We start from the raw sequence: 17,043 nt of genomic DNA on the forward strand, positions 1-17,043 counted from the left end.
GGGAGAGGCAACCATGAAATTTAATCACTATATAGCAGTTTTGGCGGCGGGTTGCGCCGCCGCGTGCACACCAGAGGCACAAACATCGGACGCTCAGGCAACAAGCAAGTCAACATCACCCGTGAATGTTACAGTTTCGCGTGAGACGGCACCAAGCAGTTCAGATAGCGCCGCCATGGCCCTGCTGTGGCCGGGAAGTCAGGGATATGTCATCGGTGCGGTTGAAGACGGCATTGAGGTTTATGACCAAACCGGCGCTGTTCTTTCAAAAACCGATACCGGTGAAGTGGAAGCCCTTGGCCTCCTCACTGGTTTTGGTGCTGACAAACGCGACCTCCTGCTTGGGTTAGATACCTCAAACAGTACGGTTCAGGCCTATAGCCTCAACGGTGATGCGCTTGTGCAAGCCGGTGCGCCCGCTGTTACATCATCCCTTCTTCTTGAAGGCATGTGTAGTTTTACGAGCCCGCTGGATGGCCAAAGTTATGCATTTCTTCTGGCATCAAACGGGCAAGTGCAACAGTGGCATGTGTATGAAAGCAAAGACGGCAGCCTGAAAAGCACCCTCGCCCGGTCCCTCCAGGTGGGTACAGAACCAAAATTCTGTGTGGCAGACGCAAAGACCAACAAGCTCTATGTAACGGAAGAAGCTGTTGGCGTTTGGCAGTTTGATGCCGACGTAGAGGCTGAGACCATCCCTGAACTGGTGGATGTGAAGAAGTTTGGGCACTTCACCGGCGAGGTTGGCGGTGTTGCCATTCATCATACAGACAGCGGCCAGTCGGTCCTGTTTGCGTCAGATGTAGAGACAAGCACCGTAAACCTCTATGACGTCGCTGATGACCACCGTTTCATGGGGGGCATGCACCTCACAGCATCAGGCGCGGTTGATGGTGTGGATAACGCAGGCGCCCTTTCCGCAACTGACGGTGCGGGCGGTCAACTGATTCTCGCGGATGAAGACAATGGCGAGGACGCAACCAACTTCAAGCTCGTGAATATGAGCGATATTGCGGCCGCGTTCAGCTTCAACACTGCCCTCACGGCCCCTGAGACAAAAGACGCGGCGGGCAAGCTCGTGCTTGTGCAGCCAAGTGTGGAAACAGCACCGGTGGCCGACGGTGGGGACGCGGCAGACGACCCAGCCATCTGGGTTCACCCAACCGCGCCAGAGAAAAGCCTGATTATCGGCACGAACAAACAGGGCGGGCTTTATGTCTATAATCTGGACGGTAGCGTGCGCCAGTATGTGGCTGACGGCAAAATGAACAATGTGGATGTCCGCTACGGTGTGTCTGTGGGCAGTGAGAAAATCACTCTTGTTGCCGCAAGCAACCGCACCACGGAAGGTATCTCGCTCTACAAAATGGACGAAACAGCCGGCAAACTCATCGATATCGCTGACGGTCTGCAACCAACCGGCATGCCCGACCCATACGGGATGTGCCTTTATCAAAGCCCGAAAGACAACCAGACCTATATCTTCATCAATGAGAAGGACGGTCTTGTACGCCAGTGGCGTTTGGACGAGGGCGCGCCGGGCCGTGTGAAAGCCACAACAGTACGTGAATTCACCGTCGGCAGCACAGCGGAAGGCTGCTCAGCAGACGACGACACCGGCATGCTCTATGTGGCGGAAGAAGACGTGGCGCTCTATAAATACGGCGCTGAGCCAGATGCTGGCGACGCCCGCGAGACCATCACCACCCCGCAGATGAACCCGGCCCTTAAGGATGACCTTGAAGGTGTCTCCATCTACTATGGTGAAGGCGAAAGCGGCTACATCGTGCTTTCAAGCCAGGGCAATAACACCTACGCGCTTTTTGACCGGCAGGCACCACATGCTTATCTCGGTTCCTTCAAAGTGATCGCAGACAGTGATGCAGGTATTGACGGCTCCTCCGAGACCGACGGGCTTGATATCATCAGCACACCGCTTGGGCCAAACTTCCCTTACGGCGTGTTTGTGGCCCAGGACGGCCGGAACATCACCCCTGAAGAACGGCAGAACTTCAAGCTTGTACCGTGGGAGCGTATCGCAGACCCGCTATCACTTGAGAAATACACTGGCCGTGACCCCCGTGGTTAAATCAAGCCGGTAACTGAAGATCTTTGTCGGGGCGCCCCATCGGGCGCCCCGCTTCCTTTCGGGCCATTCTAATCAGATAGACATTGACAGCAGCGTCACCGTCGCCAAGATAGCCGATATATTCTTGAAAATATAACGAAGCATCCTTTGGACCCAAGCGACACCATGCCTGCATCACCGGAAATATGGTCAGCCATAACCCTGACGCTAGAGCTTGCCAGCATTACAACGCTGGTACTGCTTCTCATCGGCACGCCGATCGCATGGTGGCTTTCCCGCCCCGGACCATGGTGGAAAGAGGCGGTCGCCGCCATCATCGCCCTGCCCCTCGTGCTGCCGCCTACGGTGCTTGGGTTTTACCTTTTGCTGGCACTGGGGCCTGATGGGCCTGGCGGCTGGCTCGCGCCCCTTATTGGGGAACGCTCGCTCGCCTTCACCTTTGAAGGCCTTGTTATTGGCTCTGTCATCTATTCCATGCCCTTTGTGGTCCAGCCCATCAGAAACGCATTTGGAGCCATTGGTGAGCGGCCGTTTGAGGTGGCAAGCACGCTCGGCGCTTCACCGTGGGACAGTTTCTGGCGGGTCGCGGTGCCGCTGGCGCGCACGGGGTTTATCACTGGCGCTGTGCTTGGTTTCACCCACACCATTGGGGAGTTTGGTGTTGTGCTGATGATCGGTGGCAACATCCTTGGCGAAACCAAGGTCCTGTCTGTCGCGATTTACGACTATGTTGAGACCCTGCAATGGGCGCCTGCGCATATGCTTTCGGCTGGCATGCTGGCATTTTCATTTGCGGTTATTTTTGCGGTTACGCTTCTTGGGCGCCGGAAGGCACCTGACCTATGACGACAGGGATCATCAAGGCGCAATTCTCCGGGCAGGTTGGCTCCTTCACTGTCGACGCTTCATTCGAAGCGCCCATGAAGGGCGTCACCGCTCTTTTCGGTCGTTCTGGCAGCGGGAAAACCACACTTCTGCGCGCCATTGCAGGCCTCACCCGGCTAAAGGGCAGCTTCTATCTGGGCGACACCTGCTGGCAGGATGACAGTTTGGGGCTGTTCACACCGCCCCATAAGCGGGCGGTTGGGTATGTCTTTCAGGAAGCCAGCCTGCTCCCGCACCTGAACGTAAAGCAGAACCTGCTGTTTGGTGCAGGGCGGCAGTCCAAGCTTTCTCAGCGCAAGGCGCCAAACCCCAGTAATTTCAAACTGGATCAGGTGGCAGACCTCCTCAACATAACCGCGCTCCTCGAGCGGCAGCCCACGACCCTTTCAGGTGGTGAACGGCAGCGCATCGCCATTGGCCGCGCGCTTCTCAGTCAACCTGACCTGTTGTTGATGGACGAACCGCTCGCCGCCCTTGATCATACCAGCAAACAGGACCTGATGAGCTATCTCGAACGCCTGCATTATGAGCTTTCGCTACCTATGCTTTATGTCAGCCATGACTACACAGAGGTCTCGCGCCTTGCAGACCATGCAGTTGTGATTGCTGACGGCAAAAAGCGCATGAGCGGCCCCGCGAGTGAGATTTTCACAGCGCTGGACTTTCACCCCCCGGAAGGGCGGCACGAGACCAGCATGGTGATAAGAGCCCGAGTTTCTGGGCACGACAAAGAGAATGGGCTGACCAAACTGGCGATTGGGACGCAATCCATCAGCATCCCGCTTTCCACTGCAGATGTGGGCAGTGAGTTAGGTGTACGCGTTAAAGCAAGCGATGTGGCGGTCGCCACCAAACGGCCAGATTTCATCAGCATCCGCAATATCCTTGAAGCCCACATCACGGACATCCGCGATGACAAAAAAACCGGCTTGGCTGAGCTTCTTCTGGATGTTGACGGCGCCGCTATCCGCGCGCAGATAACCCATCACGCAATCAGGGAACTGGGGCTGGAAAAAAACCAAATGGCCTTCGCGCTGGTGAAAAGTATGTCGATTTCCGACGATAAAGGCTGACACAGGCGCGGAAATATAGGAAATTCAGGTCTGGAAACGTATCCAGTAACGCTATAATTAATAAACGCTAAAGAAACTTCCTGTATGGAGGGAAGACGTAGATAGTCTGGGATCGCCTGCATTTATGCTCGAAAAGCTGTATCAATGTATCATTATTGACCACGATTATCGGTTGGTGCTTCTCGCTGCTGTAATCTGTGCGTTTTCGTGTTTTACGGCGATAAACCTGCAACAGCACACGGCAGGCAGCCAAAAACAGTACCGAAATCGCTGGCTGATCCTGACAGGCATCGCAGCAGGGATCGGCGTTTGGGCCACTCACTTTGTTGCCATGCTTGCCTATGATGCAGGCTCCCCCAAATCTTATGATCTGTTACCCACGCTCGCGTCCATCCTGATCGCCATCATCCTCATGGGTGCCGGGTTTGCCATATACACCAACCGGGAAAACAAGCTGTCGCTGCATGTCGCCGCATGGGTAATGGGGTTAGGCATTGGCGCGATGCATTATACCGGCATGTCGGGCCTCCATATCTGGGGTGCCTTCAGCTATGACATGACATGGGCGATCAGCGCGCTGATCATTGGCATTATCGGATGTACAGGTACACTTTTGTGCCTTGAACGCCTGCGCGGGGTTAAAGGTCAGATGTGGGCGGCTGTGTGCCTCACCCTCGCGATCTGCGGCCTGCATTTCACGGCGATGACCGCCTTGTCCGTCACACCAGACCCAACCGTCAGTCAGATCGAAGGCATGATGTCAGACGGCGTGCTTCTGGTTGCTGTAACCCTCGCGACCTTCATGGTTCTCGCGTCCGCACTCGCGACAGGCATTGTTGATAAACATCTGGCGGATCGCCGCACGGTCGAAGCCCGGCGCCTCAGGAACCTCGCGAACGCCGCGATGGAAGGTATCGTACTTCTTGACGGCAAAGGCGCTGTTGTTGACGCTAACCACAGCTTCCTCGGCCTATGTGGCAGGCACCTAGAGCCACTGCGCGGCATGCCCTTCACTGTATGCTTCCAACGCCTTGAATTTGACCCGGATCGCCGCTCAGCATGGTTCGTGAATGACGCCATACTGATTGGCGCCAATGAAAAAGAAATCCCGACAGAGATATTCTTCCGCCCGGTGCAGGACCGGATCGGCGCGCAGATGGTGGCGATTGTACGCGACATTCGCGAACGCCGCGCAGCCGAACAACAGATCAACTTCCTCGCCCATCACGACAGCATCACAGGTGTTGCCAACCGCGCTGTTTTCCAGAAACAGCTGGAACATGCGGTAAGCAAAGGGTCATCTGGCCGACACGCCCCTAAGAAACACGCGCTCTACTTTGTTGATATCGACGACTTTAAAGAGCTGAACGCACGACTTGGACATGCAGCAGGCGATGCGGCGCTTAAGGAAGTTGCTGAGCGGCTCAAGAAAGTTGTTGGCGACCAAGGGCTTGTTGCGCGCCTGTCTGCCGACCAATTCTGCATCCTGCATGACGGTGTTGAGCATAACGACGACGCGGATACCTTTGCCCTCGCCCTCAAAACCGCACTTGTTGCCCCCTTCCCGGTGGCTGATAAACCGGTATCGCTTACCGCATCCATCGGCATCGCCATGCACCCCAATGACGCACAGGACCCTGAGGTGCTGCTTCTGAGGGCTGAGATCGCCATGAAGCGCGCCAAGCTTGAAGGACGCGGGAAATATTGTTTCTTTGAACCGGTGATCGATGAGAAGCTTGAAGAACGCCGCGCGCTTAAACAAGACCTCTTGCAAGCCTTGGGGCGGCACGAGCTTTATCTGCAGTATCAGCCACAGTATCACGCGCACAGCCGCAAGCTTTCTGGTTTTGAAGTGTTGCTGCGCTGGCGCCACCCTGAAAAAGGCCTTATTTCCCCCGGTGAGTTCATCCCGATGGCGGAGGAAACCGGTGTTATCAACGAGATCAGCATCTGGATGATGAATGAGGCTTGCCGCGCGGCCAAAACATGGCCCGCATCGCTTGGCCTCGCGGTCAACATGTCGCCTATCCAGTTTGAGCAGGACGGCCTTGTTGAGATTATTGGCCGCATCGTCAGGCGGCATGGGCTGACACCTGACCGGCTTGAACTTGAGATCACCGAAAGCATCCTGATCGCCGACGAGCACCGCGCCCTGCGCATCCTCAAGAAGCTCAAGGAAGCGGGCATGCGTCTCGCAATGGACGATTTTGGGACTGGCTACAGCTCGCTCAGCTACCTGCAAACCTTCCCGTTCGACAAGATCAAGATCGACCGCAGCTTTGTCATGCAGATGGATGACGACAGCCACTCTGTTGGTATCGTACGCGGTGTTATCGGCCTCGCGCACGGGCTCGGCATTCCTGTGCTCGCGGAAGGCGTTGAAACTGAGGCCCAACTGGCGTTGTTGCAGGATATGGGCTGTGACGAGGTTCAGGGCTTCCTGCTGGGCAGGCCGGAGCGAATCGAAGACTATGCGGACCAGATCACGGCGTTAGAGCAACACGCAGAACAAACCGCATAGAAAAAGCCCCGCCAGAAGCGGGGCTTTGATGTCTAAACTCTAATATCAGCTTGATTAGAATGTGTAGGACGCGCTTAGACGGACCTGACGTGGTGACACCCGGCCCGATGCACGACCATAACCGTCATCAAGTGAACCCGGATCACCGTTATCATATGCCTCGTAAATGTCCGTTACAGCCTGGCTGTTGAACACGTTGAAGACATCAACACGGAAGGTCAGGTCACCCGGCAGGCCACCCATATCCGGTGTATAACCGAGAGACAGGCTGAGAGTTTTGGTCCAGTCGGACTCAAACTTGGTGCCACGTTTCACAACCTGGCCACCGCAGCTGAAGCTGGCCGCGCCATACGCATAGGCAAGCTCATTTGCGAACTCACGGATCGCCCCTTCAAGGTTGCCCATGTCGTAGATTTCCTGCGCGGTGAAGTCCGGGTTGTCAGCATAGGTGCCGAGACAGCCAAACTTGCGTGGTGACTGAATGCGCACAGAAGCACCCGCGATCAACCGGTCGGTGATCGCATAAGACCCAAACACATTAAGGCGATGCGCCCTGTGGTTTGGCAGGAGACCATAAGCACCGCGCACAAACCCGGGTGCGTCAAAGTCAGCGGTAACACCCGCATCATCTTGCCCCAGAGTTGAGTTCACGTTGCCTTCATAGTTCCCTTTCGCCCGCGAAAGCGTGTAGGAACCCTGCACCGACCATTTTCCGTCCCACGGACGCTCAAAGGTAAACTCAAGCGCCTTGTAGGTACGTTTGCCTTCAGGATACCCGAGAGACTCCGCTGAGATATTGACATCCACACAGCCTGACTCACCCGGCAAGCCGGATACGCAAACGTTTACGTCCGTGCCCGGATTGGTAAGCACATAGAAGCTGCCATGCCCAAAGACTTCCCAAAGGTCGTCAACATTATAGCCCTGCTCAATGCCCCAGCGCAGGATGCCGTGGTCAATCATCACGTCTTCCGTCAGGCGTTTCAGGTCACGGTAGATAACCCGAGCCCCCAAAATCCAGCCGCTGTCAAAGTTGTGCTCATAACCCAGCACCATTTCATCCTGATACATCGGCTTGATGGTGCTGTCGGTTATCTCCTCAACCGGGCGAGTGGTACCGTCCTGATAAACCTGCCGGAAGAAGAGGTTCGCCGGATCGGTTATCGCGACAGGGAAGTTCTGGCTGTCGTTTGCCTGCGGTGATGTGAAGGACGCTGGGTCAAACGCATCGGCACCAGCATATTCATAATAGTTGATCTCCTGCAGTTCAGCACCCGCAGCCCGGATGTTGTTCTGGGTAGAGATCGGCAGGAAGTAACGACCCCAATGACCATATACGCGGCCCTTGCCACCGTTTGGTGTCCAGGAGAAGCCAAAGCGCGGCGCCAACTGGTTATCGATCTTGGCGAAAGATTCCCCGTTGACGTTTTTGTTGTCAAAAGTCTCGTTACGGATACCAAGAGTAAGCGTGAGGTTATCGGAAAGCTCCCACTCATCCTGGATATACATGGCCGACAGGTCGGTGCCGTAAGTGCCGATATTATAGTACCGGACCTCATAGAAATACTCAGGCAAATAGCGACGGAACCAGCCATCACCGTTATAGACCGTCTCGTTCTCAGCGAGCAGTTCTTCCTTGTCATAACCCACACGGATATGGTGGTTGCCCATTGCCTTGAAATAGAAGTCGGCATCGATGCGGTAGTTCTTCCGCTTATCGATGTTATTTTCCGTCAACCCAGTGGAGTAGTTGCGCCTGTCAACGTCGCGGGAATCCCGGATTGGGTTAACATCTGCCGTATCTGGCACAAGACGGCGCTTGTAGGTGCTTTCCCCATATAGCGCGGAGATCGTGAACCAGTCAGACATCACGCCCGTGTAGCGGAAGATATAGTTCCCACCGCCGTTTTCACGGTTATAACCGCCGATATAGCTCTGGATACCCGCGTCTGTCAGGTCATGGTCTTCAGCGAGCTGAGGATCAAAGTTCCAGCTGTGGTACTCTGAGCTTTGGTCATCAGAAAAGGCCGTGAATTCGAGCCGGTGCCCGTCAAACGGTACAAAGTCGATCTTCGCGCCCCAGAACGGGTCGTTCCGTTTCAGCGTACCAGCCGAGCCTTCCGTAAAACCTTCGGATTTGTAGTAGCGCGGGTTGAACATACCGAAGAAGAAGAGCTTGTCCTTGATCAACGGGCCGGAGAGCCAGATGTTAGAATCAACCGAATTACGGCGGCCCAGCTCATCCAGATACTCAAGGCTGTCATAGGTGTTTTTGGCCTTGCCACGAAGCGCGTCAGGCTCCCAGAAAATATTGGCACCAAAGCGGAACTCGTTAGAACCGGACTTGGAGACCGCGTTGATCACACCGCCCGTCGCCCGGCCAAACTCTGCCGAGTATCCACCGGTTTTCACCTCAATCTGCTCATAAAACTCAAATGGGATGGTGGTTCCGCCAATCATGGTGCGGAAGTTGGTAACGTTCATGCCGTTGATATAATAGGCGTTCTCACCAACAGATGAGCCACCGATGGAGGCTGTTGTGCCTTGCGCGGAATAACCGCCGATCGCAAAGTCCTGCTCCCCTTCCGTCGTGCCCGGAGCCAGCAACACCATGGAGGTCTGGTTCCGCCCAATTGGCGTACGGGAGAAGATCTCACCAACATCAAGCGTGAGGCCCGTGGTGGTGGTGTTGAACGACCAGGTACCACGACGGCTACCGGTCACATAGATTTCCTCGATGGAAATATCGAGCGAGTCGAGCGTGAAGGTATAGGCCCCACCGGCACCAAGCGATACCTGAACATCGTCAGCGACCAGGGTTTCATACCCGCTTTGCTCAACTGTCACCGTGTAACGGCCAACAGGCAAACGCGGCAACCTGAACTGACCATCTGCGTCAGATTCGATCGTGCGGCGCACACCCTTGTCTGAGGTAACAACAACCGTTACCCCCGGTAGAACCGTACCCGCCTCGTCTCGCACGAGGCCGCGCATGGTTCCTGTAGTATAGTCCTCTGCCATAACCGCTGCTGAGCTGGCAAGCAGCGCTGCGGCTGCGGTCCCCAGTAACAGGCGGTTTGACCATTTTTTGTTTCTAGACATTCCTGTCCTCCCAAGCAGCCCTGAACCTCGTAATAAAGGCCGGGCAGTTGCACTTTAGAGAGAGTGCACAAAACACTCCTTTTAGTTGCTCTGAGATAGAAAAACCCCAGGACAAGATTAGAGTGTCTTCTCGGTTTATGGGTGGTTTCAAGTGTCACATTACTTTAATTATATATAATATTTTCAATGTGTTATATATGAAACCCAGTTCAGACCATAAGATCATGAACCTGATACTTTGGGCATAAAAAATGAGGGCTCGAATGCCCTCAAATTAAACCTTAAATAGATTTTTGATATATTCTTATAGAGGATTAGTTCAGTTCCTCTGACAGCTTTTGGTATTTGATCACCGCCTGCGTGCGGGACCGAACGTTGAGTGCCCTGAAGATGGTATGCATGTGAGACTTCACGGTGCCTTCCGCGATGCCGAGCCGTTCTGATATCTCGATATTGCCAAGGCCTGACGCCACAAGCACCATGATCTGGCGCTGGCGTTTGGAAAGATGCGGGCGAGAGCGATACATGGGCACCGCCGGGCGCACCGTCTCGCTGCCCAGATCAAAACTGAAGGGCTGGCTTGTCTCTTCGTTGTCCTCATCGTCATCAATATTAACGAGGCGCTTGATATGGTTCTTGAGGCTAAGCGCACCAACTGTTGTGGGCAACGCTGTCACCCGCGCTCTGGTCTCCTCGTCATCATCCAGCGGTTCATCATGCAGAAGTACCACCTTCGCATCCGGGTAAAGTCGCTTCACAAGGGCAACGCAGGTGCCGCTTTCACTGCCAAACGACGCAGGCGACCCCACAATCAGATCATAATACACAGGGTCAAGCGACTGCTTGATCAAGCCGCCAACACTGCCAATACCCGAAACCTTAAGACAGGGGACCGACGACGACAGGATCGACCCCAGTGTTTGCCGCATCAATTCGCGGCTATCAAAAACCATCGCATGCATTTCAATCCTCCTCACATGCCTCATAAAGCCCAATGCGGGCTTATGGTGGTGCAGCGCTCGTTGATGATGCTGTCACCTGAACTCAAGGACTAGACTGATGGTGAGAGAGAATTTCGTCGTCCGAAAACACGTTTTAGTACTTAGGGGAGCGGACAGCGGACGTCCGCCTGCATGTTTCCGGACATGCGGGGGCGGCTGAAATTAGGAAGGACTATATAGCCCCCAACTAAACCAAAGTTTGGTTCACAAAATATCAGTTCATCCGTCTGCACAGCAAAAACTTCACTAAAAATCCGCCAGGGCGTTGTTGCGGGCCCTGGCGGTTTTTCACTGCTAAGTTTTCAGTATGGGTTAAACCCGGTCGCGCAGGGTTTCCACAAGGCCGTGAGCCTCATAAAAAGCGCCACCGTCAGGCTTTTTTCCCGCCCCCATCACAATCTCGATCAAGGTGACGGTGGTTTCGCGTTCGGCATGGCGGGTTTCCGTAACACCCGGCTCGATGTAGGTCGGGCGCGTTACGGTGCGACAGCTCAGCACGCCACACTCGCGGTAGGTTGTTGCATGCACCCGCATGGACGCAACCGCATGGGAATGGCTGTCGCTGCGGTCAATGTCTGTGTCGCGGTCCACAACCTCAAACCAGTCATAGCCTTTTTCAAGTGTCAGCTCTGCAGCACGCAGAAGCGCATAATCTTTTGCGAGGCCAGCCTCGTCACCTTTTGTTTTATAGGCAACGCGGTAGCGGTTCTTTTCAATCACGCTTTCATAGTAGCCATAATCGCCCGGGTCGCTGGCCGCCATATAACGCGGACCGGAGGACGCACAGGCCGCCGCCATCAGGGCAACAGGCAGGGTGAGCAGCATCTTTTTCATCGTAACCTCCTCTTGGGTCGGTTTCTCAATGCTGCAACGATAGCTCGTGGGATGTGAATTCTCGATTAGAGGGTGGGTGGGATAACATAAAGCCGGGATAAATTCCCGGCTTTATGGCCTTTAGGCGTCAACCTGATCCTTCTCGACCGTCTCCATGCGGTATCCTATACCGGATTCTGTGATAATATAGTCCGGGCTTGCCGGGTTTGGCTCCACCTTCTCCCGCACCTGGCTCACATAAACCCGAAGATACTGCATATCATCGCCATGCGCCGGGCCCCATACTTCATGGAGGATTTGCCGGTGGGTCAGCATCTTGCCGCGATGAACAAGGAAATAGCGCAGCAGGTCATATTCCTTCGGTGTGAAATCTACCCGCTCGCCGTCCACTTTCACTTCGTGGCGCACGAGGTCCATGCTGATGCGGCCATTCTCAAGGATAGGCTCACCTGCTTCCTGCGTTGCCGCTTTGCGAAGGTTGGCGGTTATGCGCGCGAGCAGCACATCCGGGTTGAAAGGTTTGGTGACATAATCGTCAGCCCCAAGCGTGAAAGCTTCAATCATCTCTTTGTCAGCGTCCCGCACAGAGCACACGATAATCGGCACCTGCGACCACTCCCGCACCTGCGCTATCACGTCCTTGCCGTCCATATCCGGCAACCCGAGGTCCAGAAGGATCAGGTCTGGCTTCAGGGACGCCGTGAGCCGGATCGCCTCTCCGCCCTTCTCTGCCGCTTCAGCCTTAAGGCCGTTGGCCTCAAGCGAGATTTTCAACAGCTTACGGATCTGTGGCTCATCATCCACGACCAGAATAGTGCTTTTCTTTTGTTTCATGACCGTCTAACCCCTCGTTCTGGCGTTTCGCCAATCCCTGACAATACTCACTATGCGGTAAAATATAGTTGGTGGTAAAGCGCAATACTCAGTTGTAATACGCGAGCTCCTGCTCTTTGGACCCAAACCGCCCTTCCTTGGCGACAGAGCGTGCATGACGCGGCGAACTTGCCGCAATCAGGGCTGCAAAAATACGTCGCTGGGCCTTTGAATACAGCATAAATTCCGGGTGCCATTGCACCCCCAGCATGAAGGGATCGCGCGCGCTTCCCTCAATGCCCTGCACAATGCCAAGCTCATCCTGCGCAGCAACACGCAAGCCGCGCCCCAGTTGGTTGATAGCCTGGTGGTGCAAGCTGTTTACCCAAAAGGCGCCGTGACGCCCCATCACATCCGCCATGCGGGTGCCTTCTTCAATCTCGGCTTGGCGGCGTACAAAAATTTTACCGAGCGTGCTTTTAGTCGGCAGGAAACCGTCAAATACCGACGGTACATCCTGATAGAGGCTACCACCGCGCGCCACATTAAGAAGTTGCGCGCCCCTACAGATGCCCAGTATCGGCACGTCCGCGGCAAAAGCCATCTCAAGGCATTCCATCTCTAGCGCGTCACGCTCGGGCTCAGGTATCGCACTCGCTATATTCTTCTCACCATACAAGCGGGGGTTTACGTCCACACCACCGGTAACGACAAGGCCGCTGATCTCACGCACCATATCAATATTATGGATGGGACTGATACGCACGGGGCGGCCACCGGCGAGCCACACACCAAAGGTCACCGCCGTATAGGCCACCGCATTGGCATTGCGGCCGGTTGTTACACCAATCAGGGGCTTGCGGGTTTCATGTGGTGTTTCACTAGCCATATGCGCCTCCCATATTGCCAAGCCGGTCGCGCAGCACACGGCGCCACGCAAGACCACCACCGGCCATTTGGGTAAGCCAGTCGGTTGGGCGCTCGCGCCATGCTTTCATCAACCGGGCGAGCTTGTCTTCATCACACGCGAGATCTTCCAGCACACACCACCGGCGCCACTCCTGGGTGAGCGTCCAGTCGCTGCGGGAAAGCTCACAGTTGGGCAAGCGGTAGTGATAGGTTGGGCGTGCGTTGATCTTCTCTTCTTCGCCGTAAAGCGACCGCACCAACTCTTTATCGAGATGGGCAAAAACCGGTAGCATATCAAAGGCCCGGTTCCGGCTTGGATTATGAGTGTGATAGTCGCGGATCAGCATCTCAAGATCCGGCGCATAGTCCTTGGCCAGAATAAGCTCCGCATAGGCATCGCTGTAGGGCTCGATAAAAGGGGCAATCCGCCGTGAGAAATCCACATCATGCGCTTCCTTCAGGAGCGGGAACAGAAGCGTAAACGCCTGCATATGCGCGAGCAGGCTAGAGGCCTCCAAGGACACCGCATCCGGGTTGATATGCACCCCAAAGGCATGATGAAGGGAGGAACGTGTACCCTTTGCATTCTCATAAAAAAGCGCGCTTCGCAGCTCTTCAAGTGCGTCGATCTCATCAATCGGCACCGGGGGCGCGATAATCTCAAACGGCGCAACCTTCTCCCCAATTGCCGTAACGATATCATCCGCTGCATCAAGTGTTTTGCGGTAGAGATCATCAATCTGGTCACCATCTTTGATCTCCAGCGCACGCTCGGCATTGTCTGCCACAAACTTCTTCACCGGTGCCGCGTCAATCTCCAGTCGGAACGTACCAAAACGGGTATCTTCGACTGACCATTCGGCTTTGGAATGCTGCTTTACCTCACCACCATAGAAGGACTGCACGATGCCGGCTGCCTTTTTAAGCGGCACACCGGCATACTCAATCTCAAAACCAACAGAACGCGTAGTGCCTTCAACTGTCTCGCGGGCAACCTCAAGGTTGGCCCCGGACGCCGTGTTCCCGGTGCTGTGATCTCGTGTCGGCACGGTATTTCCTTTCAACAACATGCCTTCAACATATGAAATCGCTGCTAAATTTGAGATTGGCGCATAAGGGAGGCCGCATAAAAATCTCATAAAAACGCCATAAATATCAATGACATCCACAAGCTATGGTTTCACAAATGCAGGATGGCTGCCGTTTATGGGATATTGATGTGTGAACGCCCACGCCCAATTTCGCCCTGACGACGCGCGTGAAATACTGGCCTTCAATGCATCAAGACATGCGAGGAGACCATGACGAATTTCAGGCTGAAAGCCACCATCACACTAACACTGGCAACGATTGCTGTCGTTTTATTGGCGGTGAGCGGAGATTATCTCTCGCTCGATTTCATCCAGCAGAATATTGAGGCGTTGAAGCAGGAATATAATAGCGCCCCTATTGCGTTTGCTGTTGCGTTCATTGGCTTCTACCTCCTGTTTGTGGCCCTGTATCTCCCCGGCCCTTTTGTCTTGAACCTGCTTGCCGGTGCCATTTTTGGCCCGCTCGTCGGTACCGTGCTTGCGTCCCTCGCGGCTGCGCTCGGGTCCGTGGTGGCATTCGCGGTGTCGCGCTACATTCTCTATGATGCTGTGCGCGGGCGCTTCCCCGGCCAGGCTATCTCTATGGATAAAACCATTGAGGAGAAAGGCAGCTTTTACGTGCTTCTCCTCAGGCTGATGCCGGGGTTGCCTGTGGGGCTGACCAATCTTTTAATGGGTGTTACCAGCATTTCAGCCATGACGTTTTTTACCGCCACGCTCATTGGTGTGGTGCCCTGGATCGGCTTTTATGTGGTCGCCGGCGGCGAGCTTGCAAGCATTCGCACGCCCGGTGATATCGTCAGCCTTGAGATGTGCCTGATCGCGCTTGCGCTTATCCTGTTGCTTGCGCTTGGGCACTGGCTCAGTAAACGGCTTTCTGACCCGCGCACTCCTATCCGTCGTCGCGGCCATTTTGTCTAAACCGTTCAGATAGACCAATAAAACACTTTCAAGCCCCCGCGTGCTTCGCCATACTCGGCGCGCGGGGCATTCGGGTTCATTCACCCAAAGCACCCCGCCCAACACTGCTATAATTATGGAGAGAATTGATGCAACAAGGAGATAAACCCTCCTTCCTGATCGGTGCCCGCCGATACATTCTGGTCGGGCTTTTCACCCTTATCCCGATCTGGCTTACGCTGCTGCTTCTCAACATTATCTTGCAGTTTATTCACACCATGGCGTCGCCGGCTATCAACCTTCTGACCGGCTGGGCTGATCCGGGCGGCCTCGCCTATGAGATCGTGAAACACCCATGGTTCCAAACCTCACTCGCGGTTATTATCATGCTCAGCATGCTCTATGCCGCCGGTTGGCTTGCCTCACGCTGGCTTGGACAAAAGTTCCTCAAGCTTCTGGACGACACAATCCAGCGTATTCCGGTGGCGCGCACCATCTATAAAACCATCAAGCGCCTCGCGGATGCGATGCAGACCAGCTCAAACGATGTTGAGCGTGTGGTGCTTATTGAATTTCCGAGCGCTGACATGAAAACGGTGGGGCTTGTGACCCGCACCTTCAAGGACAGCCGCACGGGCCGCGAACTGGCCGCCGTTTATGTGCCAACAACCCCCAACCCCACGTCAGGCTACCTGGAGATTGTGCCGGTTGAGAATATCGTGCCAACAAACTGGAAGCTTGATGAAGCCATGTCGTTCATCATCTCAGGCGGGGCCGATGTGCCTGCAACCTTCAATTACGACAAGCCGCCCGCCAGCGCAAAACCGTTGAAAGCAGACGACAAACTCACGGACTAGACCACAAAAAAAGGAGCCCAAAGGCTCCTTTTTCAATCTGGTTTCAATATTGTGGATTTGTACGGGGGACTTAGCCCACAGAGTTCCACCATTTCTCAAGCTTCGCATCGATCTGGTCTGCAAGCGATGGATCACGTCGTGAAATAAGCGCCTGCAACTCATCCATATCCAAACGGATCTTCTCGATCCCTGGCGCATTACGACCAGCCGCATCTACATCTTTGTCCTGCAGGTCGATAAACGCAGCCTCAGCCACCTCAAGCGCTTCACGCGCGCCCTCATACTCGGCCGCCTTCAGCATGAAGCGGGTCAGAGCCAGATGGTCACGGGCGATTACCTCGGCGCTTTGGCCACCATCAAACTCATGGATCATGGTGGTTTGCGCGTCATGAATTTGGGCCTGCGCGCCGCTCATATCATCATCGGCGATCTCTTCACGGGCTTCATTGAGGTCATGGATCAGTTTGGCTTCATCAATCTTCAGCCGCACATATTTCACCTTGGCGTCCTCGATATCACCGCGTTCGATACCCTTGATCTTGAGTGCGTCAGAAAAATCTTCCACATCTAGATCATGGTCACCAACCGGCACATAAACCACCTTCGGCAGAAGGGCGTTGCCAAACTTCAGCTCCACCACCTTGGTCACCGGCAGGTCGCGCACACCCTCAACGGTTGCGCCCTTGCTGTTCGCGTCTTCAAGGTCAGCAAACGCTTCGTTGATCTGGCGTTCAGCCTCATCTTTTGCGCCGCGCTCAAGGCTCATGTGTGTCTCAAACAGCGTCTCAAATATCTCACGCTTGTCGTCTTCAAACGCTGCCGCCTTTTTGGCGTCCAGCTTGGAAACTGTCATGGGCTCGGTCGGCGGTTTTGCAGCCTCGGCATATACGGGAGCCAAAGCAAATGAGGCCGACAGGGCCGTTGCAATCAATAAGCTTGTCGTTTTCATATCAAGTCTCCTCCGCAGT

The 17,043-nt window shown here is 54.8% G+C and carries 13 protein-coding genes; 6 read left to right on the plus strand and 7 right to left on the minus strand.

All coding sequences use genetic code 11. The annotated features are described in order from the left end of the window. Positions 1-13 precede the first annotated feature (13 nt). The 4 genes from ACN0XZ_RS10120 to ACN0XZ_RS10135 all read left to right on the plus strand — a co-directional run bounded on the left by ACN0XZ_RS10120 (position 14) and on the right by ACN0XZ_RS10135 (position 6,568). Entirely contained in the window at positions 14-2,089 is a 2,076-nt protein-coding gene (locus ACN0XZ_RS10120) for a phytase (RefSeq protein WP_417457634.1), read from the plus strand. A gap of 165 nt (positions 2,090-2,254) precedes the next feature. Continuing rightward, complete coding sequence (modB, locus tag ACN0XZ_RS10125; RefSeq protein ID WP_417457635.1) at positions 2,255-2,935, plus strand: molybdate ABC transporter permease subunit; 681 nt, start codon at positions 2,255-2,257, stop codon at positions 2,933-2,935. Beyond that, positions 2,932-4,047 (plus strand): molybdenum ABC transporter ATP-binding protein, encoded by a 1,116-nt coding sequence (gene modC, locus ACN0XZ_RS10130; protein WP_417457636.1) that lies wholly within the window; start codon positions 2,932-2,934, stop codon positions 4,045-4,047. The genes modB and modC overlap by 4 nt, the downstream gene beginning before the upstream one ends. A gap of 124 nt (positions 4,048-4,171) precedes the next feature. Beyond that, complete coding sequence (locus ACN0XZ_RS10135; protein ID WP_417457637.1) at positions 4,172-6,568, plus strand: EAL domain-containing protein; 2,397 nt, start codon at positions 4,172-4,174, stop codon at positions 6,566-6,568. A 54-nt stretch (positions 6,569-6,622) separates the two neighbouring features. On the opposite strand, the gene ACN0XZ_RS10140 is transcribed toward ACN0XZ_RS10135, so the two are convergent. The 6 genes from ACN0XZ_RS10140 to ACN0XZ_RS10165 all read right to left on the minus strand — a co-directional run bounded on the left by ACN0XZ_RS10140 (position 6,623) and on the right by ACN0XZ_RS10165 (position 14,276). Continuing rightward, positions 6,623-9,670 carry a TonB-dependent receptor gene (locus tag ACN0XZ_RS10140; protein WP_417457638.1) on the minus strand — a complete coding sequence of 1,016 codons (3,048 nt, stop codon included), beginning with the start codon at positions 9,668-9,670 and terminating at the stop codon, positions 6,623-6,625. A 314-nt stretch (positions 9,671-9,984) separates the two neighbouring features. Continuing rightward, positions 9,985-10,632 (minus strand): helix-turn-helix transcriptional regulator, encoded by a 648-nt coding sequence (locus ACN0XZ_RS10145; RefSeq protein WP_417457639.1) that lies wholly within the window; start codon positions 10,630-10,632, stop codon positions 9,985-9,987. A gap of 351 nt (positions 10,633-10,983) precedes the next feature. Next, the gene (locus ACN0XZ_RS10150; RefSeq protein ID WP_417457640.1) at positions 10,984-11,505 is read right to left on the minus strand and encodes a CC0125/CC1285 family lipoprotein; all 522 of its coding nucleotides are present in this window, start codon (positions 11,503-11,505) and stop codon (positions 10,984-10,986) included. Positions 11,506-11,625: 120 nt separating this feature from the next. Further along, the gene (locus ACN0XZ_RS10155) at positions 11,626-12,339 is read right to left on the minus strand and encodes a response regulator (protein WP_417457641.1); all 714 of its coding nucleotides are present in this window, start codon (positions 12,337-12,339) and stop codon (positions 11,626-11,628) included. An 88-nt stretch (positions 12,340-12,427) separates the two neighbouring features. Next, positions 12,428-13,207, minus strand: coding sequence for a gamma-glutamyl-gamma-aminobutyrate hydrolase family protein (locus ACN0XZ_RS10160; RefSeq protein WP_417457642.1), 780 nt, complete (start codon positions 13,205-13,207; stop codon positions 12,428-12,430). After that, positions 13,200-14,276 (minus strand): amidoligase family protein, encoded by a 1,077-nt coding sequence (locus ACN0XZ_RS10165; RefSeq protein ID WP_417457643.1) that lies wholly within the window; start codon positions 14,274-14,276, stop codon positions 13,200-13,202. Before ACN0XZ_RS10165 ends, ACN0XZ_RS10160 begins: the two co-directional genes overlap by 8 nt. A gap of 252 nt (positions 14,277-14,528) precedes the next feature. Between ACN0XZ_RS10165 and ACN0XZ_RS10170 the strand changes: the two genes are divergently transcribed. Beyond that, positions 14,529-15,239: a TVP38/TMEM64 family protein gene (locus tag ACN0XZ_RS10170; protein WP_417457644.1), complete on the plus strand. Its 711-nt coding sequence runs from the start codon at positions 14,529-14,531 to the stop codon at positions 15,237-15,239. A gap of 128 nt (positions 15,240-15,367) precedes the next feature. Continuing rightward, positions 15,368-16,075, plus strand: coding sequence for a DUF502 domain-containing protein (locus ACN0XZ_RS10175; protein WP_417457645.1), 708 nt, complete (start codon positions 15,368-15,370; stop codon positions 16,073-16,075). A gap of 70 nt (positions 16,076-16,145) precedes the next feature. On the opposite strand, the gene ACN0XZ_RS10180 is transcribed toward ACN0XZ_RS10175, so the two are convergent. Then, positions 16,146-17,024: a hypothetical protein gene (locus ACN0XZ_RS10180; protein WP_417457646.1), complete on the minus strand. Its 879-nt coding sequence runs from the start codon at positions 17,022-17,024 to the stop codon at positions 16,146-16,148. Between the last annotated feature and the right edge of the window lie 19 nt (positions 17,025-17,043).

It is taken from the genome of Kordiimonas sp. (genome assembly GCF_048264555.1).
Lineage (GTDB): Bacteria > Pseudomonadota > Alphaproteobacteria > Sphingomonadales > Kordiimonadaceae > Kordiimonas.

Excerpts from the sequence above, each read along its gene's own strand:
- ACN0XZ_RS10120 (WP_417457634.1), top strand. The coding sequence starts at position 14 with ATGAAATTTAATCACTATATAGCAGTTTTGGCGGCGGGTTGCGCCGCC.
- modB (WP_417457635.1), top strand. The coding sequence starts at position 2,255 with ATGCCTGCATCACCGGAAATATGGTCAGCCATAACCCTGACGCTAGAG.
- modC (WP_417457636.1), top strand. The coding sequence starts at position 2,932 with ATGACGACAGGGATCATCAAGGCGCAATTCTCCGGGCAGGTTGGCTCC.
- ACN0XZ_RS10135 (WP_417457637.1), top strand. The coding sequence starts at position 4,172 with ATGCTCGAAAAGCTGTATCAATGTATCATTATTGACCACGATTATCGG.
- ACN0XZ_RS10140 (WP_417457638.1), bottom strand. The coding sequence starts at position 9,670 with ATGTCTAGAAACAAAAAATGGTCAAACCGCCTGTTACTGGGGACCGCA.
- ACN0XZ_RS10145 (WP_417457639.1), bottom strand. The coding sequence starts at position 10,632 with ATGCATGCGATGGTTTTTGATAGCCGCGAATTGATGCGGCAAACACTG.
- ACN0XZ_RS10150 (WP_417457640.1), bottom strand. The coding sequence starts at position 11,505 with ATGAAAAAGATGCTGCTCACCCTGCCTGTTGCCCTGATGGCGGCGGCC.
- ACN0XZ_RS10155 (WP_417457641.1), bottom strand. The coding sequence starts at position 12,339 with ATGAAACAAAAGAAAAGCACTATTCTGGTCGTGGATGATGAGCCACAG.
- ACN0XZ_RS10160 (WP_417457642.1), bottom strand. The coding sequence starts at position 13,207 with ATGGCTAGTGAAACACCACATGAAACCCGCAAGCCCCTGATTGGTGTA.
- ACN0XZ_RS10170 (WP_417457644.1), top strand. The coding sequence starts at position 14,529 with ATGACGAATTTCAGGCTGAAAGCCACCATCACACTAACACTGGCAACG.
- ACN0XZ_RS10175 (WP_417457645.1), top strand. The coding sequence starts at position 15,368 with ATGCAACAAGGAGATAAACCCTCCTTCCTGATCGGTGCCCGCCGATAC.
- ACN0XZ_RS10180 (WP_417457646.1), bottom strand. The coding sequence starts at position 17,024 with ATGAAAACGACAAGCTTATTGATTGCAACGGCCCTGTCGGCCTCATTT.